Annotated in this window: 24 protein-coding genes; 13 read left to right on the forward strand and 11 right to left on the reverse strand. The window is 65.3% G+C overall.

All coding sequences use genetic code 11. The features are described 5' to 3' along the window. Window positions 1-95: 95 nt before the first annotated feature. The 3 genes from J8G26_RS02915 to J8G26_RS02925 form a co-directional block, all read right to left on the reverse strand. Entirely contained in the window at window positions 96-512 is a 417-nt protein-coding gene (locus J8G26_RS02915; RefSeq protein WP_087747749.1) for an organic hydroperoxide resistance protein, read from the reverse strand. A 67-nt stretch (window positions 513-579) separates the two neighbouring features. Next, entirely contained in the window at window positions 580-1,041 is a 462-nt protein-coding gene (locus J8G26_RS02920; RefSeq protein ID WP_210567863.1) for a MarR family transcriptional regulator, read from the reverse strand. Between the two features lie 142 nt (window positions 1,042-1,183). Beyond that, a complete protein-coding gene (locus J8G26_RS02925; protein ID WP_087747747.1) occupies window positions 1,184-2,032 on the reverse strand; it encodes a 3-hydroxybutyryl-CoA dehydrogenase in 849 nt (282 codons plus the stop codon). 116 nt (window positions 2,033-2,148) lie between these two features. On the opposite strand from J8G26_RS02925, the gene J8G26_RS02930 reads away from it, so the two are divergent. After that, window positions 2,149-3,738, forward strand: coding sequence for a GMC family oxidoreductase N-terminal domain-containing protein (locus J8G26_RS02930; RefSeq protein ID WP_210568034.1), 1,590 nt, complete (start codon window positions 2,149-2,151; stop codon window positions 3,736-3,738). A 334-nt stretch (window positions 3,739-4,072) separates the two neighbouring features. Beyond that, window positions 4,073-4,768: a hypothetical protein gene (locus tag J8G26_RS02935; protein WP_210567864.1), complete on the forward strand. Its 696-nt coding sequence runs from the start codon at window positions 4,073-4,075 to the stop codon at window positions 4,766-4,768. 143 nt (window positions 4,769-4,911) lie between these two features. Here J8G26_RS02935 and J8G26_RS02940 read toward each other — a convergent pair whose 3' ends face one another. Continuing rightward, window positions 4,912-5,751 (reverse strand): ABC transporter permease, encoded by an 840-nt coding sequence (locus J8G26_RS02940; protein ID WP_210567865.1) that lies wholly within the window; start codon window positions 5,749-5,751, stop codon window positions 4,912-4,914. Between the two features lie 92 nt (window positions 5,752-5,843). Between J8G26_RS02940 and J8G26_RS02945 the strand changes: the two genes are divergently transcribed. The 6 genes from J8G26_RS02945 (at window position 5,844) to cynS (ending at window position 11,639) form a co-directional block, all read left to right on the forward strand. Then, the gene (locus J8G26_RS02945) at window positions 5,844-7,052 is read left to right on the forward strand and encodes a PAS domain-containing sensor histidine kinase (RefSeq protein WP_087748423.1); all 1,209 of its coding nucleotides are present in this window, start codon (window positions 5,844-5,846) and stop codon (window positions 7,050-7,052) included. Next, window positions 7,049-7,744 (forward strand): response regulator transcription factor, encoded by a 696-nt coding sequence (locus J8G26_RS02950; protein WP_210567866.1) that lies wholly within the window; start codon window positions 7,049-7,051, stop codon window positions 7,742-7,744. Before J8G26_RS02945 ends, J8G26_RS02950 begins: the two co-directional genes overlap by 4 nt. Window positions 7,745-7,890: 146 nt before the next feature. Beyond that, on the forward strand, window positions 7,891-9,297 hold the full coding sequence (locus J8G26_RS02955; protein ID WP_210567867.1) for a CmpA/NrtA family ABC transporter substrate-binding protein: 1,407 nt from the start codon (window positions 7,891-7,893) through the stop codon (window positions 9,295-9,297). Between the two features lies 1 nt (window position 9,298). Continuing rightward, the gene (gene ntrB / locus J8G26_RS02960) at window positions 9,299-10,168 is read left to right on the forward strand and encodes a nitrate ABC transporter permease (RefSeq protein WP_087747741.1); all 870 of its coding nucleotides are present in this window, start codon (window positions 9,299-9,301) and stop codon (window positions 10,166-10,168) included. Beyond that, entirely contained in the window at window positions 10,158-11,021 is an 864-nt protein-coding gene (locus J8G26_RS02965) for an ABC transporter ATP-binding protein (RefSeq protein WP_087747740.1), read from the forward strand. Before ntrB ends, J8G26_RS02965 begins: the two co-directional genes overlap by 11 nt. Window positions 11,022-11,195: 174 nt before the next feature. Next, a complete protein-coding gene (gene cynS, locus J8G26_RS02970; RefSeq protein ID WP_210567868.1) occupies window positions 11,196-11,639 on the forward strand; it encodes a cyanase in 444 nt (147 codons plus the stop codon). Window positions 11,640-12,147: 508 nt separating this feature from the next. Here cynS and J8G26_RS02975 read toward each other — a convergent pair. From J8G26_RS02975 to J8G26_RS02995, 5 genes are all read right to left on the reverse strand, one after another. Continuing rightward, window positions 12,148-13,479 (reverse strand): FAD-dependent oxidoreductase, encoded by a 1,332-nt coding sequence (locus J8G26_RS02975; RefSeq protein WP_087747738.1) that lies wholly within the window; start codon window positions 13,477-13,479, stop codon window positions 12,148-12,150. Next, window positions 13,476-14,633, reverse strand: coding sequence for an acyl-CoA dehydrogenase family protein (locus J8G26_RS02980; protein WP_087747737.1), 1,158 nt, complete (start codon window positions 14,631-14,633; stop codon window positions 13,476-13,478). The genes J8G26_RS02975 and J8G26_RS02980 overlap by 4 nt, the downstream gene beginning before the upstream one ends. Window positions 14,634-14,681: 48 nt before the next feature. Further along, on the reverse strand, window positions 14,682-15,251 hold the full coding sequence (locus tag J8G26_RS02985; protein ID WP_008905298.1) for an OsmC family protein: 570 nt from the start codon (window positions 15,249-15,251) through the stop codon (window positions 14,682-14,684). 90 nt (window positions 15,252-15,341) lie between these two features. Further along, on the reverse strand, window positions 15,342-16,247 hold the full coding sequence (locus J8G26_RS02990; protein WP_087747736.1) for a sulfurtransferase: 906 nt from the start codon (window positions 16,245-16,247) through the stop codon (window positions 15,342-15,344). Window positions 16,248-16,480: 233 nt separating this feature from the next. Further along, the gene (locus tag J8G26_RS02995) at window positions 16,481-18,106 is read right to left on the reverse strand and encodes a sigma 54-interacting transcriptional regulator (protein ID WP_246881213.1); all 1,626 of its coding nucleotides are present in this window, start codon (window positions 18,104-18,106) and stop codon (window positions 16,481-16,483) included. Between the two features lie 108 nt (window positions 18,107-18,214). On the opposite strand from J8G26_RS02995, the gene purT reads away from it, so the two are divergent. Beyond that, window positions 18,215-19,417, forward strand: a complete 1,203-nt coding sequence (gene purT / locus J8G26_RS03000) for a formate-dependent phosphoribosylglycinamide formyltransferase (RefSeq protein WP_210567870.1) — start codon at window positions 18,215-18,217, stop codon at window positions 19,415-19,417. A 119-nt stretch (window positions 19,418-19,536) separates the two neighbouring features. On the opposite strand, the gene J8G26_RS03005 is transcribed toward purT, so the two are convergent. Then, window positions 19,537-20,472 carry an ATP-binding cassette domain-containing protein gene (locus tag J8G26_RS03005; protein WP_210567871.1) on the reverse strand — a complete coding sequence of 312 codons (936 nt, stop codon included), beginning with the start codon at window positions 20,470-20,472 and terminating at the stop codon, window positions 19,537-19,539. Between the two features lie 161 nt (window positions 20,473-20,633). Continuing rightward, on the reverse strand, window positions 20,634-22,115 hold the full coding sequence (locus J8G26_RS03010; protein WP_210567872.1) for an AMP nucleosidase: 1,482 nt from the start codon (window positions 22,113-22,115) through the stop codon (window positions 20,634-20,636). 109 nt (window positions 22,116-22,224) lie between these two features. Here J8G26_RS03010 and J8G26_RS03015 point away from each other — a divergent pair, with 109 nt between their 5' ends. The 4 genes from J8G26_RS03015 (at window position 22,225) to J8G26_RS03030 (ending at window position 25,977) form a co-directional block, all read left to right on the forward strand. Beyond that, entirely contained in the window at window positions 22,225-23,505 is a 1,281-nt protein-coding gene (locus J8G26_RS03015; RefSeq protein WP_210567873.1) for a DUF4010 domain-containing protein, read from the forward strand. Between the two features lie 55 nt (window positions 23,506-23,560). After that, entirely contained in the window at window positions 23,561-24,970 is a 1,410-nt protein-coding gene (gene dbpA / locus J8G26_RS03020; RefSeq protein WP_210567874.1) for an ATP-dependent RNA helicase DbpA, read from the forward strand. Beyond that, window positions 24,967-25,434 (forward strand): D-aminoacyl-tRNA deacylase, encoded by a 468-nt coding sequence (gene dtd, locus J8G26_RS03025; protein ID WP_087747729.1) that lies wholly within the window; start codon window positions 24,967-24,969, stop codon window positions 25,432-25,434. The genes dbpA and dtd overlap by 4 nt, the downstream gene beginning before the upstream one ends. Before the next feature lie 96 nt (window positions 25,435-25,530). Then, entirely contained in the window at window positions 25,531-25,977 is a 447-nt protein-coding gene (locus tag J8G26_RS03030; RefSeq protein WP_087747728.1) for a universal stress protein, read from the forward strand. Window positions 25,978-25,998 lie beyond the last annotated feature (21 nt).

Genomic DNA, 25,998 nt, shown 5'->3' on the forward strand with positions numbered 1-25,998 from the left:
CTGGTGAAGCCGGCCCGTGAATCCGCGCGATGGATTCGTCGGTTCGTCGCTAGAAGGGCCGGCAGGGCCCGCACCCTGTCGGCTCTGCCGGTGCTTCAGACCAGCGTGAGCGTCACGTCGATGTTGCCACGCGTGGCGTTCGAGTAGGGGCAGACCTGGTGGGCTGCATCCACCAGGGCTTGCGCTGCTGCGCGATCCATGCCGGGCAGGCTGATGGCCAGGCGCACGGCAATGCCGTAACCCGCACCGACCTTGCCCAGGTCCACGCTGGCGTCAATGGCCAGGTCCTGCGGCAGGGTGATTTTTTGCATGCCGGCCACGGCCTTCATGGCGCCGATGAAGCAGGCCGAATAGCCGGCGGCAAACAACTGTTCGGGGTTGGTTCCGGTGCCGGCCGTGCCGGGCGAAGACAGTTTGACGTCCAGGCGGCCATCATCGGTGCGCGAGGCGCCGTCGCGGCCACCAGTGGTATGGGCGTGGGCGGTGTAGAGAACTTTTTCGAGCGAGGCCATGGTGTCTTCCTTTGGAGGTGATGCCCGCAGCGCGGGACGGTGGTGGAAAGCAAACGGTTGGATAGCGTCAGGGCGCGTTGAGCCGGTCGCGCAGCGTCTTGAGCTGGCCGGTGAGTGCCGCCAGTTCGGGCAGCGTGCACTGGCTGCTTTGCAGCACGCAAGGCGGAATGCGTTCGGCGGCATCGCGCAGCGACTGCCCCACGGGCGTCAGGCTGATGCGCACGCGCCGCTCGTCCTCGGCGTCGCGCAGGCGGGCAATCAGCCCCGATGTTTCGAGCCGTTTGAGCAGCGGGGTGAGCGTGCCTGAATCCAGATAAAGGCGTTCGCCCAGGGCGCTCACCGTGATGCCATCGCCCTCCCACAGCACCAGCATCACCAGGTATTGCGGATAGGTCAGGCCAATGGCATCGAGCAGCGGCTTGTATAGCTTGGTCATCGCCAGCGAGGCGGAATACAGCGCAAAGCACACCTGGTTGTCCAGTTGCAGGGCTGCGGGGCTGGGCGAAAGGGGCGAAGGTTTGCGTAGCATGGGTTGAATTATTGTCGACAATTAAATTGTGCAAAATTTAATTGAGAGAAACCTTTTGGGGTAGGGGGTTTTTGCGTCTGGCCACGCCATCAAAAAAGGCGCCCTCGGGCGCCTCGTGTTGTACGTGGCGTTGCCGCCGTGCTCAGTAGCTGTAAACGCCACGGCCAGTCTTGCGGCCCAGGCGGCCGGCGGCCACCATTTCGCGCAGCAGCGGGCAAGCGCGGTATTTGCTGTCGCCAAACTCGGCCAGGTACACGTCCATCACGGCCAGGCACACGTCCAGGCCCACCATGTCGGCCAGGGCCAGCGGGCCGATGGGCTGGTTGCAGCCCAGCTTCATGCCCGCGTCGATGTCCTCGGCGGTGGCCAGGCCGTCGGCCAGCACAAAGAAGGCCTCGTTGATCATGGGCACCAGGATGCGGTTGACCACAAAGCCCGGGGCGTTCTTCACGGTGATGGGGCTCTTGCCCAGCGCGAGCGCCATGGCCTTCACGGCGTCGTGCGTGGCGTCGCTGGTTTGCAGGCCACGGATGATTTCCACCAGCGCCATCATCGGCACGGGGTTGAAGAAGTGCATGCCGATGAACTTGTCGGCGCGGCTGGTGGCGGCGGCCAGCTTGGTGATGGAGATGGACGAGGTGTTCGACGCAATGATCACGTCGGGGCCGACGATGCCGTCAACCTGCTTGAGGATCTTGAGCTTGAGTTCATAGTTCTCGGTGGCGGCTTCGATGACGAGCTGGGCGGCCTTGAGGTCGTCGTAGCTGGTGGACGTCTTGATGCGCGCCAGCGCCGTTTCCTTGTCGGCGGCCGTGATTTTTTCCTTCTTGATCAAGCGGTCCAGGCTGCCGGCCACCGTGGCCAGGCCCTTTTGCACTGCGGCGTCGGAGATGTCCACCATCACCACGTGGATGCCTGACACGGCGCACGCCTGCGCAATGCCATTGCCCATGGTGCCAGCGCCAATGATGCCAACGGTTTGAATCGTCATAGTGAGAGCTCTCTTGGAAGTGGAAAAAGTAACCGACATGGTAAAGGGATCGCATGTCCGGTCGGTTATCGTGCCTGGACACCGCTGCATCGCATGGCGGAAGAGACAAGGGCGACATGTTCGACTACATCGTGATTGGTGGGGGATCGGCCGGCTCGGTGCTGGCGGGGCGGCTGACCGAGGACCCCTCCGTACGCGTGTGCCTGCTGGAGGCGGGGCCCGCCGACCAAAGTGTTTTCATCCATTGCCCGGCCGGGCTGGCCGTGATGGCCAAGTTCGAGCTCAACGGCTGGGGGCAGAACACCACGCCGCAGCCAGGGCTCAATGGCCGCCAGGGCTGCCAGCCGCGTGGCAAGGTGCTGGGCGGCTCCAGTTCCATCAACGCCATGGTGTATGTGCGCGGGCAGCATGCCGATTACGACCATTGGGCCGCGCAGGGCAACCCCGGCTGGGCATGGAACGATGTCAGGCCCTATTTCCTGCGCGCCGAGCACAACGAGAGCCTGCGGGATGAATGGCATGGCCAGGGCGGCCCCCTGAATGTGGCCGACCTGCGCGCCCCCAACCGCTTCAGCCAGCTGTTCACCGAGGCGGCGGTGCAGGCAGGTTTTCCGCACAACACCGATTTCAATGGCGCCACGCAAGAAGGCGTGGGCATTTACCAGGTCACGCACAAGAATGGCGAGCGCCATAGTGTGGCCAAGGGCTATCTCACCCCGCACCTGGGCCGCCCCAACTTGCAGGTCATTACCCAGGCGCATGCCACGCGGGTGCTGTTGCAAGGGCGGCGGGCCGTGGGTGTGGAATACAGCCAGGGCGGCCAGCTGCACCAGCTCAGGGCCGCGCGCGAGGTGCTGCTGAGCGCTGGAGCGCTGCTGTCACCGCAACTGCTCATGCTGTCGGGCATTGGTCCGGGGGCGCAACTGCAGCGCCACGGCATTGCGGTGCAGCACGAATTGCCCGGCGTGGGCGAGCATCTGCACGACCACCCGGATGTGGTGCAGGTGATGGATGCACCGGGGGTGACCGATCTGTTCGGGCTGTCGCCGCGGGGCATGGTGAACGTGGCGCGCGGCATGCGGGAGTGGCGCCGCGCCCGCACCGGCATGCTCACCACCAATTTCGCCGAGGCGGGGGGCTTCATCAAGAGCGATCCATCCGAACCGGCGCCCGATCTGCAGTTGCATTTCGTGATCGGCAAGCTCTTGGACCATGGCCGCAAGACCGTGCTGGGCCATGGCTATTCCTCGCATGTCTGCCTGCTGCAGCCGCGCAGCCGCGGCACCGTATCGCTGGCCAGCAACGACCCCCTGCAACTGCCGTTGGTGGATCCGCAGTTTCTGCGCGATCCCGACGACATGGTCCGCATGGTGCGGGGCGTCAGGCGGATGCGCACTATCCTGAGTCAGCCGGCGCTGGCCCAGTTTGGCGCCAGGGAGCAGGCCGCATCCGCCCATGCCCAGACCGATGCGCAGATCGAGCAGTTCATCCGCCAATACGCCGACACCATCTACCACCCCGTGGGCACCTGCCGCATGGGGCCGGGACCGCTGGACGTGGTGGATGCCCAACTGTGTGTGCATGGCATGCAGGGATTGCGGGTGGTGGATGCGTCCATCATGCCGCGCATCGTGAGCGGCAACACCAATGCGCCGGTTGTCATGATTGCCGAAAAGGCGGTGGATTTGCTCCGCGCAGCAGCATAAAGAAGGACACGCCAAGGCGTGCTGGGCGGGAACCCATGAAGGTGTTCAAGCCTGCCTCAACCGTTTGGGACGGCCGAGAGGTCAGCGCCTGGCGTTGAAAAGCCACCGGTCGTGTCCGTCCGCAATGCCAGCTTGTTGCGCCGCCTTCATGCCATCAAACATCGGGCAATAACGGTGTAAGCCTTGAGCCCTGCGCTCGCGGGGCATCCCACGATGCCGTCATTTCCCTACAATTGAAGCGTGCCAAACGGCGCACAGTCGATCGGACGAACTCACTCTCTGCATGGAGGCGGCGATGTTCAGACCCATGATGATGCGTACCAGGGGCGCCGCCATGGCGTTGCTCGCGGGTTTGGCGATGTGCGGCGGCGCAACCACCGCGAGCGCGCAGGCCGATTGGCTGGCGCTTTGCAGCAAGTGCGTCAACCCGACGGTCTTTTCAAAGTCGGGCATCGGCACCGCCAACGCAGTGGCCGAGGCGCGGATCACGAGCGCCGAGGTGCAGGGCTGGTGTGCCAACTGGCAGCCTGGTGACAAAAACTGTGTGAAGCAGCAGCTTGCGGCTGAAGACCTGAACAAGGTCTATCGGGCCACAGCCAATTGCCCGGCCGGCCGCATCACGCCGATTGACGGCAAAACCTACCGCCTGGCAGGCGTCTGGGACAACCGCGACATTGGTGCAGGGCGCAGCAAATGGCGCGATGCCGCGGGCAGGATTGTCGGGCGGGATAACGCCAGCGGTGGTCTGGGCATTTCGCAGCAGTGGGAACTGCTGTGTCCGGGCAAGGGCCAAGGCGCGAAAAGCGTGCCTGCGGCGCCGCAGGTTGCCCGGAACCTGCCTGCCCCAGAGTTTGCGGTGGGCCAGATCGTCCAGGCCCGATACGGCCATGAATGGGTTCGGGCGCGCGTGAATCAGGTTCGGAGGGTCAACGGCACCGGGGGGCCGGAGATTTCCTATGACGTCAGTCTGGAGAACGGCAAACGCGGCATCGTGTCGGCGCGGATGCTGCGGGCGCAATGGCCCGGCTAGCCCGGCGGCTGCGCTCCGGGGGGTGTCGTGCACCGCCACTGCAAGAGGTGTTTTGCTTTTAAAAATATAGCTATTTGCGCTTGTCCTGATTGGGCTGGAGCCTGTTTTTATGCAAAACCCGGTGTGGACGGCCGCTGTCCGTTTCAGCCGCGAAAGCGCCGCCGCGTAAGCGCCAGGGCCACCCAGAAAGCCACCACGGTGGTGACCACCAGCACCAGGCCATGCCGCCATGGGTGGGCGGGCCACTCGTCCATGAACAGCGGCCGCACCAGTTCGACCGCATTGGTCAGCGGCAGCCAGTCGGAGATGGCGCGCACGATGGGCGGCAACTGCTCGCGCGGAAAGAACACGCCCGACAGGAACATCATGGGCGTGAGCACCAGCGTGAAGTAGTAGGTGAAAAAATCATAGCCCTTGGCCAGCGCGTTGAAGATGAGCGCAATGCTGGAAAACATGATGCCCACGAACAGCAGCACCGGCCAGGCCACCAGCAGCTTGGGGCTGTGGCTGATGCCCAGCGCCAGCATCACGCCCAAAATGGCGGTCACGGTGAACAGCGCCTTGAATGCGGCCCACAGCATTTCGGCCAGCACCACATCGTCCAGGCTGATGGGGGCGTTCATGATGCCGTCCCAGGTTTTTTGCACATGCATGCGCGAAAACGCCGAGTACAGCGCCTCAAAGCTCGCCGCGTTCATGGCGCTCATGCAGATTGAGCCGCTGGCCAGGAACAGGATGTAGGGCACCGCCTGCCCGCCCACATGGATCTGCCCCACCAGCGCGCCCATGCCGTAGCCAAAGGCCACCAGCCACATCAGCGGCTCGGCGATATTGCCCACCAGGCTGGGAATGGCCAGCTTGCGCCAGACCAGCAGGTTGCGCAAAAACACGGGCCACCAGCGCACAGACAGGCTGGGCGCGCGCCATACCGAGGGAGGGGGCGGGCCGGCAGTGGCCGAGGCGGATGGGACGGTGGTGGACATGCGCTTATTGTGCGATGTTGGCGGACGGGCGCACAGCTCCCGATACGCTGTTGCCCAGCCAGCTGGGCACGGCCATTGCTTGGGCATTGCCCATGTCCACCCATGTCCTGAACCTGCCCGCCGGTGCCAGTGCCCTCTGGCAAAACCGACTGGGGCTGTTGCTGGAGTCCACGGGCGAGGGGGTGTTTGGCATCGACCTGGCGGGAAACTGCGTGTTCATCAATCGGGCGGGTGCGCAGATGCTGGACTTTGCGGCCGATGAGGTGATGGGGCGCAATATGCACGCGCTCACCCACCACAGCCATCCTGACGGCAGTCCCTACCCAGATTGCGACTGCCCCATCTTCAACGCGTTTCGCCAAGGCCTGCCCTGCCGGGTGGATACCGAGGTGTTCTGGCGCCGCGATGGCTCGGCGTTTGCTGTGGAGTATTCGAGCCACCCTATTTTGGAAGGCAACCAGGTGCAGGGCGCCGTGATCGCTTTTGTCGACATCACCAGCCGCAAGCGTGCTGCCGACGAACTACAGCGTGCGCACGATGAACTGGCCCGCGCCAACGACGAGCTGGAGCGCCGCGTGGCTACCCGAACTCAAGAGCTGTCGCAGGCGCTGGCGCAGCTGCGCGAGCTGTCGGCCTACTCGGAGCAAGTGCGGGAGGACGAGCGCACCCGTATTGCCCGCGAAGTGCATGATGAACTGGGTAGCTTGCTGGTGGCTCTGAAGATGGATGTGAACTGGCTGCACAAGCGCCTGGGCGAGCAGGGTGAGCGCACGCCCGAGGCGGCGGGCGACATGCGCACCCAGATGCGCTGCAAGTGCCAGAACATGAGCCGCCTGATCGAAAGCGCCGTGGACAACGTGGGCCGCATCATTACCGACCTGCGCCCCAGCATCCTGGACCATCAGGGCTTGTGGGCCGCGCTGGAGTGGCAGGCGCAGGAGTTTGTGCAGTCGGCCGAGCTGGAACTGGAGTGGCAGATGGAGGTGCCTGCCACCTTGCTCCTGCCTGAGCCTGCGGCGATCGCGGTGTTTCGCATCTTCCAGGAGATGCTGAGCAATGTGGGCCGCCACGCGCAGGCCAGCGCCATCGACATTGCCATTGATGTGCAGGACGAGATGCTGCAACTGCGCGTGCGCGATAACGGGGTAGGCGCTACCCGCCAGGCCCTGGAGGCGCCCACCGCTTATGGGGTGATGGGCATGCGCGAGCGCGCGCGGCAGCTGGGTGGCCAGCTGAGCATCACCAGCGAGCCGGGGCAGGGCTTGTGCCTGCAATTGCTGATTCCTCTGGAGCTGTCGTGAATTCCGTGGTTCGTGTATTGATCGGGGATGACCACCGCATCGTGCGGGAGGGGCTAAAGCAGGTACTGGGCGACCCCGCCAACGGTGCACCCGAGATCGCCGTGGTGGCCGAAGCCACCCAGGGCAGCGAGGTGCTGGAGCAGGTCTCGGCACTGGAGGGGGTGACGGGCGCACCGGGGCTGGACCTGGTGCTGCTGGACATTGCCATGCCGGGCATGGATGGCCTTGAAGTGCTGCAGGCGCTGCGCAAGACGTGGCCCGCGCTGCCGGTGCTGATGCTCAGCACCTACCCCGAGCGGCAATACGCGGTGCGCTGCATCCAGATGGGCGCGGCGGGCTACCTGCACAAAAGCGCCGACCCCGACGACATGGTGGCCGCTGTGCGCAAGGTGGCGGCGGGCGGGCGCTATCTGACCGAGGCCACGGCGCAAGCTCTGGCGGGCGCGGTGGAACGCACCTGGGTGGTGCGCACAGTCCAGCAGGGCGCGCCCGCTGGGGTGGATGCGCTCTCCTACCGGGAGCACCAGGTGTTCCGCCTGCTCACTGCCGGGCAGAGCGTGAGCGAAATTGGTGCGCAGCTCAAGCTCGCGCCCAACACGGTGAGCACCTATCGCGCCCGCATCCTCGAAAAGACCGGCGCGCGCAACGACGTGGAGCTGGCGCTGCTGGCGCGTGGCGCGCCGACAGAGTGAATCCGGTGCGTTGCGTGACCGATTTGTAGTGCTGGCCCTACACGCTGTAGACACCACACCCACGAATTCATGACAGAGGGCCGGCACCGGCAAAAACTGGCCCGCGCTTTGCGTAACGCCTGGCACCAACTTCTTCGAGGTGTGCCATGTCCGAATTCTTCTCGCCCTACGATGCCGACCGCCCGTTGATGCTGAAATGCAGCTGTGGCCGCGACCACACGGTGGCAGACCACCACGCCGAGGTGTCGGCCGATGCCGCCGCAGCTACCCTGCGCCAGCGCAGCGAGACCCGCGAGTTCGAGCTCTACAGCAACGAGTTCATCGAAGCCACCCTTGTCAAGGCGCTGTTTCCGCAAGACGCAGTGCGCCGCCGCTTCATCAAGGCGGTGGGCAAGGGCACTGCCATGGCGGCCATCGCCAGCGTGCTGCCTGTGGCCAGCATGCAGGCCATGGCGCAAGAGAAACAGGGCGCACTGGAGAAGACCAACCTCAAGATCGGCTTCATTCCGATCACCTGCGCCACGCCGCTCATCATGGCCCACCCGCTGGGCTTCTACAGCAAGCAGGGCTTGAATGTCGAAGTCACCAAGACGGCCGGCTGGGCGCTGATCCGAGACAAGATGATCAACAAGGAGTACGACGCCACGCACTTCCTGAGCCCCATGCCGCTGGCCATCTCCATGGGCCTGGGTTCCAACGCCACGCCCATGAACGTGGCCACCATCCAGAACGTGAACGGCCAGGCCATCACGCTGAGCCTGAAGCACAAGAACAACCGTGACCCCAAGAACTGGAAGGGCTTCAAGTTCGCGATTCCCTTCGAGTACAGCATGCACAACTTCCTGCTGCGCTACTACCTGGCAGAAGCGGGCCTGAACCCCGACACCGACGTGCAGCTGCGCGTGGTGCCGCCGGCCGAAATGGTGGCCAACCTGCGCGCGGGCAACATCGACGGCTTCCTGGGCCCGGACCCCTTTAACCAGCGCGCTGTGTTCGAGGAGGTCGGCTTCATTCATCTGTTGACCAAGGACCTGTGGAACGGCCACCCTTGCTGTGCCTTTGGCACCAGCACCGAGTTTATCCAGAAGAACCCCAACACATTTGCCGCGCTCTACCGCGCGGTGCTCACCTCGGCCGCCATGGCGCGCGACCCGGCCAACCGCGAGCTCATCGCCAAGGTGATTGCGCCCCAGGCGTACCTGAACCAGCCCGAGGCAGTGCTCAACCAGGTGCTCACCGGAAAGTTCGCCGACGGCCTGGGCAAGATCCAGAGCGTGCCCGACCGCGTGGACTTTGACCCCATGCCGTGGCAGAGCATGGCCGTGTGGATGCTCACGCAGATGAAGCGCTGGGGCTACATCAAGGGCGATGTGGACTACAAGCAGATCGCCGAAAAGGTGTTCCTCATCACCGATGCGAAAAAACAGATGAAGGCGCTGGACCAGAAGGCGCCCGAAGGCGCATACCCCAAGTTCAAGATCATGGGGCGTGAATTCGATGCCGCCAAGGCGAGCGAGTACGCAAAGAGCTTCCCTATCCGCAAGGCGGCATGACATGACTCCCGCCAAGAACCTCAACCTGCGCGCGGGCCTGTTGTCCGTGCTCATTTTCCTGGCTCTGCTGGGTATCTGGTACATCGCCACCGCTTCTTCGGGCGCGGGCACCAGCACGGCAGGCATGACCGCCGAGCAGATCGAGTACGCCAAGATGATGGGCAAGGATCCAGGCGCCAGCGCCAAGGGCAGCGGCTTCCCATCACTGGCAGAGATGGGCCGTACCGTGTGGGGGCATGTGTCCAACCCGTTCTATGACAACGGCCCCAACGACAAGGGCATCGCCATCCAGCTCGCGCATTCGCTGGGCCGCGTGGCGCTAGGGTTCGGCCTGGCCTGCTTGGTGGCGATACCGCTGGGCTTCGTCATAGGCATGTCGCCGCTGCTGCGGCGCGCGTTCGATCCGTTCATCCAGGTGCTCAAGCCCATCAGCCCGCTGGCGTGGATGCCGCTCGCGCTCTACACCATCAAGGACTCATCCATCTCGGGCATCTTCGTGATCTTCATCTGCTCGGTGTGGCCCATGCTGGTGAACACAGCGTTTGGTGTGGCATCGGTCAAGCGCGAGTGGCTCAACGTGTCGGCCACGCTGCAGGTCAACCCGCTGCGCAAGGCCTTTCTGGTGATCTTGCCCGCCGCAGCGCCCACCATCCTCACGGGCATGCGCATCAGCATGGGCATTGCGTGGCTTGTGATCGTGGCCGCCGAGATGCTGGTGGGCGGCACGGGGATTGGCTACTTCGTGTGGAACGAGTGGAACAACCTGTCGCTCACCAATGTGATTTTCGCCATCCTGGTGATCGGTGTGGTGGGCATGTTGCTCGACCTGGCGTTTGGCCAACTGCAGAAGGTGGTGACCTATGTGGAGTGATGTCGCCCAGCGTCCCGCTGTTTCCAGCTCCAATGCCCTGCAACGAAAGGCCTATGCCGTGACCCAAGGCTTCCTCCAGATCGACCGACTCAGCAAGGCCTTTGTGCCCGCCAAACCGGTGTTTGCCGACGTGTCGTTCACGCTCGACAAGGGCGAGTTCGTATGCATCATTGGCCACTCGGGCTGCGGCAAGACCACCATCCTGAATGTGCTGGCGGGGCTCGACACTGCCACCTCGGGCACCGTCATCATGGACGGTCGCGAAGTGGCCGGCCCCAGCCTGGACCGGGGCGTGGTATTCCAGAGCCATGCGCTCATGCCCTGGCTCACCGTGCGTCAGAACATCGCCTTCGCCGTCAAGTCGCGCTGGCCCGACTGGAAGAAGAGCCAGGTCGACGCGCATGTGGAGAAGTTCGTGGCGCTGGTGGGCCTGTTGCCAGCGATAGATAAGAAGCCCTCGCAGCTGTCGGGTGGTATGAAACAGCGCGTAGGCATTGCGCGCGCTTTCTCCATCCAGCCCAAGATGCTGCTGCTCGATGAGCCATTCGGCGCGCTCGATGCGCTTACGCGGGGCACCATCCAGGATGAGCTGATGACCATCGTGCGTCAGACCCAGCAGACGGTATTCATGATCACCCACGATGTGGACGAAGCCATCCTGTTGGCCGACCGCATCTTGCTCATGAGCAACGGCAACGAGACGCCCGACGGCTACCGCCCCGGTGGCATCGCCGAGGTGGTCGTCAACCCACTGCCGCGTGAACGCACGCGTACCAGTCTGCACCACCTGGATGGCTATTACGCGCTGCGCAACCACATCGTGGACTTTCTGGTGACGCGAGCGAAAGCGTGAAACACCCCCGAGTCACATCGCGCCTTTTCCCTTTCAGGGGGACGCCGCCAGTGCGGCGGGGCGGCCCTTGCACGGCGGCCCTGGCCTGGGTAGCGCCAGTTTCAGCCACTGCATCCAAAGCCCGGCCGAAATACGTCTCCCTTTTAACCCACTCTTTTTCAAGGAGCCATCACCATGAACCGCAACGACGTTACCGAAAAGATCATTAGCACCAAGGTCGCCAAGGGCCTGCAATGGGACGCCATTGCCAAGAAGGTCGGCCAGTCCAAGGAATGGACCACGGCCTTGTGTCTGGGCCAGATGACGGCCACGCCCGAGCAGGCAAAAATCCTGGGCAAGATATTTGGCCTTACCGTCGAGGAGCAGAAGTGGCTGCAAGTGGTGCCCTACAAGGGCTCGCTGCCCACGCCCGTGCCCACCGACCCGCTGATCTACCGCTGGTACGAAGTGGTGAGCGTGTACGGCACCACCATCAAGGAATTGATTCACGAGGAGTTTGGCGACGGCATCATGAGCGCCATCGACTTCAGCATGGACATCCAGCGGGAAGCCAACCCCAGCGGTGATCGCGTGAATGTGGTGCTGTCTGGCAAATTCCTGCCGTATAAATCGTATTGATCGACCCCTTGAGGCGCTTTGCGCCTTCCCCCGAGGGGGCACCGCCAGTGCGGCGGTTACTGGTTTGGGCGGTGCGAGTGTGTCGCCATAGCCCCTGCCGGGTTGCCCGGCAGGGGCGCATCCAGCTGTTACCAGGCGGGTTACAGCTGCAAGGCCTTTGAACAGGCGCTTACGCAGCCTTCCTAAAGATGCAATTGACCTGGTGCTTCACGATCTGGCGCTTGACCTTGTTGGCCGTGGTGCATGCGGTCGCGGGGCCACGCAGCCCTTCAAAACCTCATCGAGCAGCAGCTGGTCGAGCAATATGGCGGTGGCAATCGTGCTGGCCAGGGGATCAGGCCGGAAACGGTGGACGGGGTGATGTTCATGGCGTTTTGTCTGTGCCGGTGGGTTGAAAAGACAGCCGCATCTCGTGCTGCTGCCATGAGCACTCACCACAATGCCGTTTTGAAAGCCAGCCGGGCGCAAAAAAATTTCGCGCCCGGCACTTGGGAACGGAGTCCCTTTTTCAATGAAGCGTCAGCGGCCGGGTGGTGGTCTTCACTCGCACCACTGCAGCCCGGTGTTCATAAGGGCTGGCATCTTGGCCCAGCACAGCAGCAGCCAATGTGCGCGCCTGGCGGGCAATCGGTTCGATGAATCGGCTGCATTGCCCGTCGATGCTGATGCAATCGCCCAGCGCATGGATGCGGGGCACGCTGGTTTGCAGGGTTTCTGCGTTCACCGCAATGCCATTGGCCCAATCGAGTCCTGCACTCTGCGCCAGGCGATGGTGGGGCAGCAGGCCTGCGGCTACCACCACTTCGTCGGCAGCAAATCGTGACCCGCTGGTGGTGCTGACGCGGTATTGAGAGCCTATGCGTTCCACCTGCTGCACTTGTAGGCCGCCCTCAAAGCGGATGGAAAGGTCCTTCCAGGCGTCAAGCAGCTGAGGCCCCGCTTGCTGGCTCTGCCAGCGCGCCAGCGGTTCTGCGGCTGTGTCCAGCAGCGTGATGCGGTGGCCGCCCAGGGCCAGGTCGTTGGCCAGCTCGCTGCCTACCAGGCCCGCGCCAATGATGAGCACGTCCTTGGGCTGGTCGCCCAGCTGCTGGCGCAGGCGCTGGTAGGCGTCCAGGTGGTTGATGCGCCAGCACATCTGGGGTGACAGTCCAGGGGGCAGGGCCGCTTGCGCACCATGGGCCAGCACAAGGTGGCCGTAGTGCAGTGCGCCCCGGGTAGTGCGCAGCTGTTGCGTATCGGCACAGATGCGCACCGCATGGGTGTGGGCCAGCAATGTGATGCCCAGGCGCTGCGCCGCATCGCGTCCGGTTTCGGACACCAGCGCCTGCGGGTCCAGTTGGCGCGCCATGGCGACCGATAGCAAGGGCTTGTCGTACCGGTCGCCCGCACATGCGGTGACCATGGTGATGGGCAGCGTGGCGCTGTACAGGCGCAGGGTTTCGGCCAGTTGCCAGCCGGCGCGACCCGCGCCGACGATGACCACACCCGGTTCGCCACGCAGGCGGATGGTGGGTGGCGCCGCGCTGGCCAGCGCACGCAGCGCTTCCAGGGTGGGTGCTTCATACGGCGAAAAGTCCGCCTTGGTCACACCGCACAGCGGGCAGGCCCAGTCGTCGGGAATGTCTGCCAGCCGCGTGCCGGGTGGCAGGCCGCCATCGGGGTCGCCGTCGACTTCGTTGTAGATGTAGCCGCAGGCGTTGCAGATGTAGCTTTTCCAGGGCGCTGTAGCAGCTCCATCGGCCACAGCGGCTGTATCGGCGAACGCTTCGCACAGCGCCAGTGACGCTGCGCTCAATTCAAACTTGGAAGTAGCCAGTGGCGTGGTGGTAGAGGGGGTCATGCGGGCATCTCCTCGGTGCTGAGCCGGGCAATTTCTTTGCGCAGGTGCTTGATGGCGGGCGTGACGATGGCCACAAAGTGTGATTCGCGCACGCGCCGCTGCACGTCCGAGCTCATGAGGTAGCCGCGCGCGCCCTGGTGCATCAGGGCCGACTGGGCAGCGCGCAGGCACAGCTCCGCGCCATGGGCGCGGGCGTCCAGCACGTCGATGAAGAAGTCAGTGTTGGTGTCGAAAGGGGTTTGAGCCAGTTGCATGACGCGTGCGGTCAGCGCGTCCAGCTCGGTCTGCAGCGCATCGGGCCGGTCTTCCAGGAATTGGTTGACGTGGCCCAACTGGGCTTCCACCGCCCACATCGAGTCGATGGCGCCCTGGGTGATGCCAACGGCCATGCCGCATTGCAGCATCACAAACGCAGCACGGATGCGCGCGATGAAGGGGCGGGTGGGGGCGGCCATGATGTCGGCCGTGCTGATGAAATGGTCCTTGAGCCGCAACGCATAGGTGCCCGTGCCTTCCATGGCCGAGAAGCTGGGGCATTCGCGCATCTCCACGCCAGGGGCATTGCAGCGCAGCAGGAACATCACCTCGCGCTGGCTGGCCGCGCCATCCGCCTCCACCACCGCCGCAATCGCACCGCAGTAGTGGTCAGGACCCAGGTTGCTCACCCAGGGCAGGGTGCCGTTGATGAGGTAGCCACCCTCCACGGGCGTGGCTTTGAGCAACAGGCTTTCGATTTGCGCGTAGCTCTTCATGGGGTTCGACAGCGCCGTGCCGCCCATGCCTGCGCCGCTGGCGTGGCGCTGCAGCACATCGCCCACCAGCGCGGGGTTGCCCGACTGCTGCAGGTACAGCCCGCACACCGCCTGGCACCACATCATGAAGCCGGTGGCGCCGCACACGCGCGAGGCCTCGGCCATGGCGCGGATGGCCAGGCCGTAGTCGGCCGGGCCGGCCGTGCTGTCCAGGTGCGCACTCATCGCGCCCACGGCGGCCAGCTGCTGTAGCTCGGCGCAGGGGTAGTAGCCGGTGCGGTCAATCGCCTCCACCTGCGCGGCCAGCGGGCCCTGGGCAATCTGGCGCACGGCGGCCAGCAGCGCATCGCCCCGCAGGGCGCCGTTCAGGTGGAGTTGAGGAGGGAGATCGGCGGGGTTCATGGGGCTCCTTGGGTGCGCGGGGAACGGTTGGTCAGGTATGGGGCGCCCTCAATCAGCCAGGCTGATCTCGAAGGGGATGGGGTTGCGCATGCTGTTGGCCACGGGCGAGTAGAAGTTGGCGTGCTGCACGATCTCGTCCAGCACCTCGCGCGGCGCATCGCCCTCCACCAGCACCTTCACGCGGATGGCCTGGAAGCCCATCTCGGGTGGCGTCTTCTGCAACGCACCACCCGCACCCCAGGCGGCCGGGTTGCCGATGTCGCCTTCCATGAAGACCTCGATCTTGCTGAGCTTGACCTGCTTCCAGGTGGCCACGGCCGTGATGCCTACGGCCAGGCAGCCGCCCAGGCCCGACAGCACGATTTCGCCAGGAGCCGGTGCCGTGTCCTGCCCGAACAAGTGCAGAGGCTCGTCCACCACCACTGGCGCATGGTTGCCCACATAGCTTAGCGAGCGGTACTGTCCTTCCATCACCGTGTGGACCTTGTTGGTGCCCCGGCTCGCAGGGTTGTTGCGGCCCTTGTCGGCAAAGGCCATGAGCCCGTCGCGGTCGATGGGGCGCAGGTGCGTGTGCACGGTGGTGACGGGGGCAGAGGGTTCCAGCAGATCGGTGGACATGGTATTCCTTAAAGAAAAAAGAGTGGAGGCAGAGAAAAATGAAATGGAGGGATCGCAGCGGGCCACGCCCGCTGCAAAGGCACACGGGGCTCAGGCTGCCAGTGCCAGCGCAGGCTTTCTGGGGAACTTGACCAGCGGCAGCCCGCTTTCAATTGGCAGCTTGTCGTCGCGCGACCATTCGTTCCACGAGCCGAAGTACATGCGCACATCGGCAAAACCTGCCTGCTTGAGCGCGAGGAAGGTGTTGGACGCACGCGCGCCTTTAAAACAGTACAGATACACCGTGTCCGCAGGGCTGATGCCCGCCGTGGCGCATTCAGCGCGCACTTCGTCGGGCGACTTGAAGACGGGGCCCTGGGCCGATGGCTTCATAAAGCGGTACCACTCCAGCCACTTGGCGCCCGGCAGGCGGCCCTTGCGCGGCGCAAAGTCCTTGCCATAGGGGCTGGAGCTGTCGCCAATCCACTCGTCCACATCGCGCACGTCCAGCAGCACGGTGTCGGTGCCCAGGGCCTCGATCACGTCCTCCTTGGTCAGCATCACATCGGTGGTGGCCAGGTCGGTGGGGAAGATGGCCGGTGTGGGCACCACGTCTTCGGTGGAGGTGGGCAGCTCTGCGGCCTTCCAGGCCGAGTAGCCGCCATTGAGCACCTTGACCTTGGGGTAGCCCAGCCAGGTCAGCAGGTAGTAGCCCCGGCACGACTGGCCATAGCCGCTGTTCAGTGCATCTTCATAAAACACCGCCGTTTCCGCACCCGACAGGCCGATGGCGCCTAGGTGTGCGGCAAAGGTGTCCTTGAGTTCTTGCAGCCCCTGGGGTGTGGAGGTGGCCAGGTAGGTGAAGGTCTCGCGCAAATTGACTGCGCCGGGGATGTGCCCCAGGGCATAGGTATCAGCGTCGCGGGTGTCGATCAGTACCACAGGCTCCGCGGCTTGCAGGGCCTGTAGCTGGGTGGGCGAGATGAGGATGGCGTCGGAGGCGGTAATGGTGCTCATGGGAAACCTTTCGATGCGGTGGTGGGCGGGATGCCTGCCCTCCTTATCGCAACAGGCGTGCCAGAGCGCTTTGTATGGGGGAATTTGAATAAAAATGGCCGGTAGCGCTAGTGGAATATGCGCTGAGAGCTATCAATTTAATAGTGAGTGGCGTGCTGCCATGTGTGGGAGGCCTGCATGGAGCAGGCCGCGCCAGACACTGTGTCTACAAATTGTCGACACAGTGTCTGGCGTCACTTCAATCCCGCTTTATGCAGCCGGTAGCTGAATTGCCGGAGCGTCAGCCCCAGGCTCTGCGCCGCGCGCGACTGGTTGCCGTGGTGTTCGGCCAGTGCGGTCTGCAGTACTTGGGCGCTGTGGGACTGGGCCGGGTGGTAGTCGCGCACCAGCGGCGCTGCAGGGGGAGCCGGGGTTACTGCCGCTTCGTACGGCGCTGCGGGCAACCCAGCGGGAGGCAAAGCCACAGACGTGGCAGCGGGCAGAAACCGGTCCAGCTCAGCCCGCGCCACCAGCGTGTCGTTGGCTAGCAGCACCAGGCGTTCAATCACGTTGCCCAGCTCGCGGATGTTGCCGGGCCAGGGGTGTTCTTCAAGCCGGGCAAGTGCGTCGGGTGACAGGTTTACGTTGCGCTGGTGTGCCTGGTTGGCGCGGCTAACAAAGTGCAGCGCCAGCGCACGGATGTCCTCGCGCCGCTCGGCCAGCGATGGCAGGCGGATGGGAATCACGTTGAGCCGGTAGTACAGGTCCTGCCGAAAGTTTCCGGCCTCCACCTCCTGCGCCAGATCGCGGTTGGTGGCCGCCACCAGGCGCACGTTCACCTTCACCTCGCGCTGCCCGCCCAGGCGTACCAGCGTGCCCTCCTGCAGCGTGCGCAGCAGCTTGGACTGCATGGCCAGCGGTAGCTCGCCAATCTCGTCCAGAAAGATGGTCCCGCTGTCGGCCTGCTCAAACCAGCCCGCGCGGGCCGTGCTGGCGCCGGTGAACGCGCCCTTTTCATAGCCGAACAGTTCGGACTCAAACAGCGCATCGGGGATGGCCGAGCAGTTGACCTTGATGAAAGGCCGGTCGCGCCGCCCGCTGGCCAGGTGCACGGCGCGCGCAAACAGCTCCTTGCCCGTGCCGGACTGGCCTAGCAGCAGCACGGTGGCCTGGGTTTGCGACACGCGCTCCAGTTCGCTCAATGCCTGCAGCAGCGGCGGCGAGCTGCCGATGAGCCCGTAGCGCGCGCTTTTGGTGTTGAGCGCATTGGCCAGAACGGCGTTGCGTGCCTGGAGTTGCCGCGTCTGCTCGGCCACCAGGGCTTCCAGCTGCAGCAGCTGCCCCACCAGCGTGGCCAGCACACGCAGCACGGCCAGGTCGTCGTTCAGGTGGCGCTGGCGGCTGCGGATGCGGTGGCAGGCCAGCACGCCAATGGGCGCGTTGTTGACCTCGATGGGGAGGGCGATGAAGGCCACCGTCTCGGGTGGCAGCTGGCTGCGTGCCACTGCTCGTGCCAGGAACAAGGGCTCGGCATCGATATCCTGCACGATGGCAGGCTGCCCCGTGGCCAGCACGCGGCCTGTGATGCCCTCGCCCCAGGCGTAGTGTCCACGCTGCACCTCGGCCTGGGTGAGGCCGTAGGCGTGCTGGATGGAGGCGGTGCGCGGCGCACCAACGGCGGAAGGGGCTTCGTCCACCAGCACGATGCGCCCCCGGTTCAGGCCCAGCAGCTCGCTCATCAGGTGCAGCATCTCGCGCAGCACCAGGCCAGGCGCCAGGCTGCGACCGATGAGGCGCATCACCTCGCGCATCAGCAGCAGCTCCTGGGCGTGCCAGTCGGTGGGGCTGTGCGAGCGGGCCGTGCTGGGAGGGGAGGGCATGGGCGGTGGGGGCATGCCAGGGCGATTGCAAGTTCTGCGCCCGGGTGCATTAAAGTCGCCTGCGTCCAGCCACCTACCGACTTTTTCACCTTCTCGAAAGCCCCCACCATGACCACCCTCGGAACCCCCCTGTCCCCCCATGCCACCAAAGTCATGCTGCTGGGCTCGGGCGAGCTGGGCAAGGAAGTGCTGATCGCGCTGCAGCGCCTGGGCGTCGAAACCATCGCGGTGGACCGTTACGAGAACGCGCCCGGCCAGCAGGTGGCCCACCACGCGCGCACCATCACCATGAGCGACCCGTCCCAGCTCAAGGCCTTGATCGAGGCCGAGCGCCCTCACCTGGTGGTGCCCGAGATCGAAGCCATCGCCACCCCCATGCTCGAAGAGCTGGAAGCCGCTGGCACCGTGCGCGTGATCCCCACCGCCCGCGCCGCCCGCCTGACCATGGACCGCGAAGGCATCCGCGTGCTGGCCGCCGAAACCTTGGGCCTGCCCACCAGCCCCTACAAGTTTTGTAACTCGCTCGAAGAACTGCAGGTCGCCATTGATGCGGGCATCGGTTATCCCTGCATCGTCAAGCCGGTGATGAGCAGCTCCGGCAAGGGCCAAAGCAAGATCGACGGCCCGGCTGACGTGCAAAACGCCTGGGACTACGCCATGGCCGGCGGCCGCGTGAGCCACGGCCGCGTGATCGTCGAGGGCTTCATCGACTTCGATTACGAAATCACCCAGATCACCGTGCGTGCGGTGGGCGCGGACGGCCAGATCGAGACCCACTTCTGCGACCCCATCGGCCATGTGCAGGTGAGCGGCGACTATGTGGAAAGCTGGCAGCCCCACCCCATGCACCCTGCCGCGCTCGAAAAGTCGCGCCAGATCGCCAAGGCCGTGACCGACAACCTGGGCGGCCAGGGATTGTTTGGCGTGGAGCTGTTCGTCAAGGGCCAGGACGTCTGGTTCAGCGAAGTGAGCCCCCGCCCGCACGACACCGGTCTGGTCACGCTGTGCACCCAGCACCAGAGCGAGTTCGAGCTGCACGCCCGCGCCATCCTGGGCCTGCCGGTGGACACCAGCCTGCGCAATCCCGGCGCCAGCGCCGTGATCTATGGCGGTGTGGAAGCACAGGGCATCGTGTTCGACGGCGTGGAAGAAGCCCTGCGGGTGCCGGGCACCGACCTGCGCCTGTTCGGCAAGCCCGAGAGTTTTGTGAAGCGCCGTATGGGTGTGGCCCTGGCGCGAGCGGCCGATGTGGACACGGCGCGCACCAACGCCAAGCTGGCCGCCAGCAGGGTCAAGCCACGCAAGGTATGAGGCGAAATCTAAGTGAAATTGGCCTCTAGCACTTATTCCATAAGCGCTAGTAGCTATTGAATCAGGAGTGATTGAAGGCCCGATGAGCGGCGTTCCCCCAGTGCCAACGCATCACTCCCTCACTCCCGGATCTGCCGCCCGGTGAGCTTGAGGAACAGGTCTTCCAGGTTCGCCGGCCGGTGCAGCGTGCGCAGGTGGCCATGCTGCCCCAGCGCCTGCAGCAGCGGCTGCGCGTTCTGTGTGTAGAAAAACACCGTCTCGCCGCTGACCTCCACGCGGGCGGCCAGTACGCGCAGGGCGGCGTCTTCGGCCAGGGCCACGGCGCCCACGCCATAGACCTCGACCACGTCGGGCTCCAGGTGCTGGGCGATCAGCTCGCGCGGGCGGCCTTCCGCGATCTTGCGGCCGTGGTCCAGCACCAGCAGGCGCGAGCACAGGCGCTCGGCCTCGTCCATGAAATGCGTGGTGAGCAAGATGGATTTACCCTGCTGCAGCAGCAGTTGCAGGCGTTCCCACATCAGGTGGCGGGCCTGCGGGTCGAGGCCCGTGGTGGGCTCGTCAAGCAGTAGCAGGCGCGGGTCGTTGACCAGCGCGCGGGCCAGCGACAGGCGCCGTTTCATGCCGCCCGACAGCTCACCGGGCTTGGCGTTGGCCTTGTGCGTGAGGGCCGCAAACTCCAGCAGGCGGGGCACGCGCTCGTCCATCACCGCACCCTTGAGCCCGAAGTAGCGGCCAAACACGCGCAGGTTCTCGGCGCAGGTGAAATCCGGGTCGAGCGTGTCGAACTGCGTGACCACGCCCAGCTGGGCCTTGATGGCCAGGGCATCGCGGGGCATGTGCAGCGGGGCCGTGTCCGCCCCGGGGAAAAACTGCACGCTACCGCTGTCGGGGGCGGTGTGGCCCAGGCACATGCGGATGGTGGTGGTCTTGCCGGCGCCATTGGGGCCGATCACGCCCAGGCACTCGCCGGGGGCAATAGCAAACGACACATCGTTGACCACCGTGGTGTCGCCATAGCGTTTGCTCAGCTGCGATGCTGCGAAGAGGTCCGTCATGGACTGATTGTGTGCGATCTGGCGGGCGCCCGGGCTGGGTCGCGGGAGTCGGCGGGGGTGGGATGAAAGCAGCCCAGCTGCATTGGTTGTGCCAGCGCGAGCAGCTATCCAGAACGAGGGTTTCGGTGACGGCGTTGTTGCCCGCCCGCCGCTCGCGCGGTTTACTGGAACGCCACCTCGGCAAAGCTGCGCAGCTTGCGGCTGTGCAGGCGCTGCACGCCGCCGCTGCGCAGGATCTCGATGGCGCGCATGCCGATGCGCAGGTGCTGATCGACCCGTTCGCGGTAGAAGTGGTTGGCCATGCCGGGCAGCTTGATTTCGCCGTGCAGGGGCTTGTCGCTCACGCACAGCAGGGTGCCGTAGGGCACCCGAAAACGAAAGCCGTTGGCCGCGATGGTGGCGCTTTCCATGTCCAGCGCTACGGCGCGGCTTTGGCTGAAGCGCCGCTGGGGCAGGTTGTTGGGCAGCAGCTCCCAGTTGCGGTTGTCGGTGCTGGCCACGGTGCCGGTGCGCATGATGCGCTTGAGCTCGTCGCGGCCCATGCGCGTGATGTCGGCCACGGCCTGCTCCAGAGCCACCTGGATTTCGGACAGGGCGGGAATGGGCACCCACAGCGGCAGCTCTTCGTCGAGCACATGGTCTTCGCGCACGTAGGCGTGGGCCAGCACGTAGTCGCCCAGCTGCTGCGTGTTGCGCAGGCCGGCGCAGTGGCCCAGCATCATCCAGGCGTGCGGGCGCAGCACGGCGATGTGGTCGGTGATGGTCTTGGCGTTGGCCGGGCCCACTCCGATGTTGACCATGCTGATGCCGCTGCGGTCGGCGCGCACCAGGTGGTAGGCCGGCATTTGCGGCAGGCGCGGCGGCGGGGTGCCCAGTTCGTCGCCTGGTTCGGCGGCGAGGCCCACGCGCCGCGTGACCACGTTGCCCGGCTCGATGAAGGCGATGTATTCGCTGTCGGGTTTGGCCATTTCGGCGTGGCCCAGGCGCACGAACTCGTCGATGTAGAACTGATAGTTGGTGAACAGCACGAAGTTCTGGAACCACTCGGGCTGCGTGCCGGTGTAGTGGCGCAGGCGGTGCAGTGAGTAGTCCACGCGCGGCGCGGTGAACAGCGACAGCGGCTGCGCCTCGCCGGCCCGTGGCTGCCAGGTGCCGTTGGCGATGCCGTCGTCCATGGCGGCCAGGTCGGGCAGGTCGAACAGGTCGCGCATCAGCATGCGGCGCTCTGCGCTGAGCTGGCCCTCCACATGGTCGTGCTCGGCAAACGAGAAGTGGATGGGGATGGGGTGCGCGCTGGTGCCCACTTCCAGGTCCACGCCGTGGCTATGGCGCAGCAGGCGGAACTGCTCCAGGTAGTAGTCGGCAAACAGGTCGGGCCGCGTAAGTGTGGTTTCGTAGCGCCCGGGGCCTTCAACGAAGCCATAGGCCAGCTGGCTGTCGGCGCGCGCCACGGTGCTGGTGTGCACGCGCACGAAGGGGTAGAAAGCGCGCACAGGGGCTGGCGGGGTGTCGCCGGCCACAAAGCGTTGCATTGCGGCGCGCAGGTGGCCGATTTGCTGCTGGTAGATGCGCTGCACCTGGGCCAGGGCGTCGGCCGGGTCGGTGTGGCGGGTGGGGGCGATGAAGTCGGGGATCTGGGGCATGGGGCTATTGTCCACAAGCGCATGGGGACCGCGTGACAGTGCGGCGCAGCCGCCCTTTCTCTTTCTGTCACCATGCGGCAGGGGCTTACAAGAAAGGCACAAAAACACTATGCAGGATGTGGCAGATTTTTCTACGGCGCTGGCCGTGCTGGCGAGTGCCGCTGGCTGCGGTTTGCTGATGGGTATCGAGCGGGAGCGCCGCAAGGGGGAGGGGCCTTACCGGTCGTTGGCCGGGGTCCGGTCATTCACTCTGGTGTCCATCGCCGGTGCCGCTGCCGCGCTGATCGCCATTCCAGCCCTGGTGGTGGTAGGGGCTGCCTTGGTGGCAGTCCTGACCGTGGTGGCCTATGCACGGGACCGCTCGGGCGACCCGGGGGTGACCACCGAGGTCGCCTTTTTGTTGGCCTACCTGATCGGGGTGACCTGCGCGCGTGACCAGTTGCTGGCCGCCGCCCTGGCCGTGGTGGTAACGGGGCTGCTGGCGCTGCGCGAAGTCTTGCACCAGTTTGCCAATCAGTGGCTGCAGCCTGGCGAGGTGCGCAGCGGGCTCATTCTGGCCGCGCTGGCCTTGCTGGTGTATCCGCTGGCTCCTAACGCGCCCCTGTGGCAAGGGGGGGTGAACCCGCAGGTGGTGGTGCGCCTGGTCATTGTGTTGCTGGTGATCCAGTCGCTGGCGCATGTGGCCAAGCGCCTCATGCAGGCGCGCCATGCGGTGGCGCTGTCGGCGCTGGCGTCGGGGTTTGTGTCGAGCACCGCCACCATCGCCAGTCTGGGGATGGAGGTGCGCGCCGGGAAGGTTGCGCCGCGCGTCAATGCGGGGGCGGCGCTGCTGTCGTGCGTGGCCACCATGGTCCAGATCGTGGTGGTGGCCGCCACGGTGCAGCCGCAGTGGCTGGCGCGGTTGTGGCTGCCCGCCCTGGCGGGGGGCTGCGTGGCGGCGGCCCTGGGGTGGTGGGGTGCTCGGGTCAGCGCAACGCAACGGATGGTGCCCGCGCCTGCGCACGGCACCGAGGCGGTTGCCGGCATGCTGCCCGACACGCCCATGTTCAAGTTGCGTGACGCGTTGATCATTGCCGTCTTGCTCACAGGCATCCAGGTGGGGGTGCACCTGCTGACGGCGTGGCAGGGCGATGCGGGCATGCTGGCCGGTACCCTGCTGGCAGCCCTGGCCGATGTGCATGCCGCCACGGCAGCGGTGCTGGTGCGCGGTGCGCCGGGCAGCGCAGCGGGGCCCGCCATCGCATCGGCCCTGATGGCCGCGCTGCTGGTGCATGCGGGCAGCAAGTGCGTAGTGGCGCTGGCCAGTGGTGGCTGGCGCTACGCGTTGGCCGTGGCGCCGGGTATCGTGGCGCACACGCTGGCCTTTGTAGGCGTGCTGGCGCTGCAGTAGCCCTCTGGCGGGTGCCGGCATCGCCGACCCAGGGGGTGCACCGGATAATCGGGCCATGACCTCCAAAGAAAACGCCGCCAGCACTGATTTCAGCGCGCTGGCCCTGAGCCCGGCCACGTTGGCCAATTTGCAGCAGCTGGGCTACATGCAGATGACGCCCATACAAGCGGCCAGCCTGCCCCCCGCCTTGCTGGGCAAGGATTTGATCGCCCAGGCCAGCACCGGCAGCGGCAAGACTGCTGCATTTGCCCTGGCCCTGCTGGCCAACCTCAATCCCCGCCGTTTTGCGGTGCAGGCCCTGGTGCTGTGCCCCACGCGCGAGCTGGCAGACCAGGTGACCTCCGAAATCCGCCGCCTTGCACGCGCCGAAGAAAACATCAAGGTCGTGACCCTGTGCGGCGGCGTGCCCTTGCGCGCGCAGACACTGAGCCTGGAGCACGGCGCGCACATCGTGGTGGGCACGCCCGGCCGCGTGATGGACCACCTGGAGCGCCAGCACCTTTCGCTGGAAGCCCTCAACACCCTGGTGCTCGACGAAGCCGACCGCATGCTCGACATGGGCTTCTTTGACGACATCGCCACCGTGGCGCGCCAGTGCCCCAAAGAGCGCCAGACCCTGCTGTTCTCGGCCACCTACCCCGAGGGCATCGCCAAGCTCAGCGCCCAGTTCATGAAGACCCCCGTGCAGATCACGGTGCAAGCCCAGCATGCCGAGGGCAAGATCGAGCAACGCTGGTACGAAGTGAAGAACAGCGAGCGCCTGCATGTGGTGTCGCAACTGCTCAACCATTTCCGACCCGAATCGTCGATTGCCTTTTGCAACACCAAGCAGCAATGCCGCGACCTGGTGGGCGTGCTGCAGGCCCATGGCTTCAGCGCCCTGGCGCTGTATGGCGAGCTGGAGCAGCGCGAACGTGACCAGGTGCTGGTGCAGTTTGCCAACAGGAGCTGCTCGGTGCTGGTGGCCACCGACGTGGCTGCGCGCGGGCTCGACATTGCCAACCTGGCCGCCGTCATCAATGTGGACGTGACGCCCGACCCCGAGGTGCACATCCACCGCATCGGCCGCACCGGCCGGGGCGACGCCGAGGGCTTGGCGCTCAACCTCGCCAGCATGGACGAAATGGGCAGCGTGGGCAAGATCGAAGTGCTGCAGGGCCGCGAGTCGCGCTGGTTTCCGGTGGCCGAGCTCACGCCCACGGGCAGCGGCCCGCTGGTGCCGCCCATGGTCACCATCCAGATCATCGGCGGCCGCAAGGAAAAAATCCGCGCGGGCGACGTGCTGGGCGCGCTGACGGGCGAGATGGGCTACACCCGCGAGCAGATCGGCAAGATCAATGTGAACGATTTTTCCACCTATGTGGCGGTGGACCGCGCCATTGGTGCGCAGGCTGCACAGCGGCTGAATCAGGGCCGGGTCAAGGGCAAGGCCGTGAAGGCGCGGCTGGTGACTGGCGACGAATGATCAGCCTGTTGCAGCGCGTGCGACAGGCGCGCGTGGAGGTGGACGGGCAGGTCGTGGGCGCCATTGGCACCGGCCTGCTGGTGCTGGTGTGCGCCGAGCGCGGCGACACCGAGGCCGAGGCCGACAAGCTGCTGGCCAAGATCCTGAAGCTGCGCATCTTCTCAGACGACGCCGGCAAGATGAACAAGAGCGTGCAGGACCTGGACGGCCACGGCGGGGCCGGCGGCCTGCTGCTGGTCAGCCAGTTCACTTTGGCGGCCGACACCACCGGCGGCAACCGCCCGAGCTTTACGCAGGCGGCGGCCCCGGATGAAGGGCGCAGGCTCTATGACTACCTGGTGGAACGGGCCCGCGCTGCCCATCCCGAGGTGGCCACCGGTCAATTTGCAGCCGACATGCAGGTGCACCTGGTGAACGACGGACCCGTGACGATTCCACTGCGCGTGGCGCCTGCCGCCGGTTAGTGGCTCTCGTTGTTCTCGGCGCCCGTGACAATGCTATTCCTGTCATCGTGATGGGGAAGGACGGGGCTACCATGCGTTTTTTCGGAGGAGTTTTCCATGTACGAAAAGATTCTGGTTCCTGTGGATGGCAGCGCCACCTCGCTCGCAGGCTTGCAAGAGGCGATTGCACTGGCGCGGGTGATGGGCTCGACCATCAAGGTGCTGCATGTGGTCGATGAAATCTCGTTCATGACGAGCTTCGAGTCCAGCATGGCACTGACGGCGGAGGTGTTCGAGACGCTCAAGAAGGCCGGCCAGGAGGTGCTGCAGGATGCCCAGAACCGGGTGCGTGCCGCCGGGGTGCCGGTGGAAGCCGAGCTGTATGAAAGCTACTCCGGGCGCGTCAGCGATTTGGTCATCACCAAGGCCAGGGAATGGGGCGTGCAGCTCATCGTGCTGGGCACCCATGGCCGGCGAGGCGTGGGCCGGATGCTGCTCGGCAGCGATGCCGAGCAGGTGCTGCGCCAGTCGCCGGTGCCGGTGTTGCTGGTGCGTGGCGCCTAAGCAGCATATGCGCTGGCAACT

It is taken from the genome of Acidovorax sp. JG5 (assembly GCF_017939685.1).
Classification (GTDB): domain Bacteria; phylum Pseudomonadota; class Gammaproteobacteria; order Burkholderiales; family Burkholderiaceae_C; genus Acidovorax.

Bases quoted from the DNA above. Each gene is read 5' to 3' on its own strand.
- J8G26_RS02915 (WP_087747749.1), bottom strand. From the start codon at position 512: ATGGCCTCGCTCGAAAAAGTTCTCTACACCGCCCACGCCCATACCACT.
- J8G26_RS02920 (WP_210567863.1), bottom strand. From the start codon at position 1,041: ATGCTACGCAAACCTTCGCCCCTTTCGCCCAGCCCCGCAGCCCTGCAA.
- J8G26_RS02925 (WP_087747747.1), bottom strand. From the start codon at position 2,032: ATGACGATTCAAACCGTTGGCATCATTGGCGCTGGCACCATGGGCAAT.
- J8G26_RS02930 (WP_210568034.1), top strand. From the start codon at position 2,149: ATGTTCGACTACATCGTGATTGGTGGGGGATCGGCCGGCTCGGTGCTG.
- J8G26_RS02935 (WP_210567864.1), top strand. From the start codon at position 4,073: ATGGCGTTGCTCGCGGGTTTGGCGATGTGCGGCGGCGCAACCACCGCG.
- J8G26_RS02940 (WP_210567865.1), bottom strand. From the start codon at position 5,751: ATGTCCACCACCGTCCCATCCGCCTCGGCCACTGCCGGCCCGCCCCCT.
- J8G26_RS02945 (WP_087748423.1), top strand. From the start codon at position 5,844: ATGTCCACCCATGTCCTGAACCTGCCCGCCGGTGCCAGTGCCCTCTGG.
- J8G26_RS02955 (WP_210567867.1), top strand. From the start codon at position 7,891: ATGTCCGAATTCTTCTCGCCCTACGATGCCGACCGCCCGTTGATGCTG.
- ntrB (WP_087747741.1), top strand. From the start codon at position 9,299: ATGACTCCCGCCAAGAACCTCAACCTGCGCGCGGGCCTGTTGTCCGTG.
- J8G26_RS02965 (WP_087747740.1), top strand. From the start codon at position 10,158: ATGTGGAGTGATGTCGCCCAGCGTCCCGCTGTTTCCAGCTCCAATGCC.
- cynS (WP_210567868.1), top strand. From the start codon at position 11,196: ATGAACCGCAACGACGTTACCGAAAAGATCATTAGCACCAAGGTCGCC.
- J8G26_RS02975 (WP_087747738.1), bottom strand. From the start codon at position 13,479: ATGACCCCCTCTACCACCACGCCACTGGCTACTTCCAAGTTTGAATTG.
- J8G26_RS02980 (WP_087747737.1), bottom strand. From the start codon at position 14,633: ATGAACCCCGCCGATCTCCCTCCTCAACTCCACCTGAACGGCGCCCTG.
- J8G26_RS02985 (WP_008905298.1), bottom strand. From the start codon at position 15,251: ATGTCCACCGATCTGCTGGAACCCTCTGCCCCCGTCACCACCGTGCAC.
- J8G26_RS02990 (WP_087747736.1), bottom strand. From the start codon at position 16,247: ATGAGCACCATTACCGCCTCCGACGCCATCCTCATCTCGCCCACCCAG.
- J8G26_RS02995 (WP_246881213.1), bottom strand. From the start codon at position 18,106: ATGCCCTCCCCTCCCAGCACGGCCCGCTCGCACAGCCCCACCGACTGG.
- purT (WP_210567870.1), top strand. From the start codon at position 18,215: ATGACCACCCTCGGAACCCCCCTGTCCCCCCATGCCACCAAAGTCATG.
- J8G26_RS03005 (WP_210567871.1), bottom strand. From the start codon at position 20,472: ATGACGGACCTCTTCGCAGCATCGCAGCTGAGCAAACGCTATGGCGAC.
- J8G26_RS03010 (WP_210567872.1), bottom strand. From the start codon at position 22,115: ATGCCCCAGATCCCCGACTTCATCGCCCCCACCCGCCACACCGACCCG.
- J8G26_RS03015 (WP_210567873.1), top strand. From the start codon at position 22,225: ATGCAGGATGTGGCAGATTTTTCTACGGCGCTGGCCGTGCTGGCGAGT.
- dbpA (WP_210567874.1), top strand. From the start codon at position 23,561: ATGACCTCCAAAGAAAACGCCGCCAGCACTGATTTCAGCGCGCTGGCC.
- dtd (WP_087747729.1), top strand. From the start codon at position 24,967: ATGATCAGCCTGTTGCAGCGCGTGCGACAGGCGCGCGTGGAGGTGGAC.
- J8G26_RS03030 (WP_087747728.1), top strand. From the start codon at position 25,531: ATGTACGAAAAGATTCTGGTTCCTGTGGATGGCAGCGCCACCTCGCTC.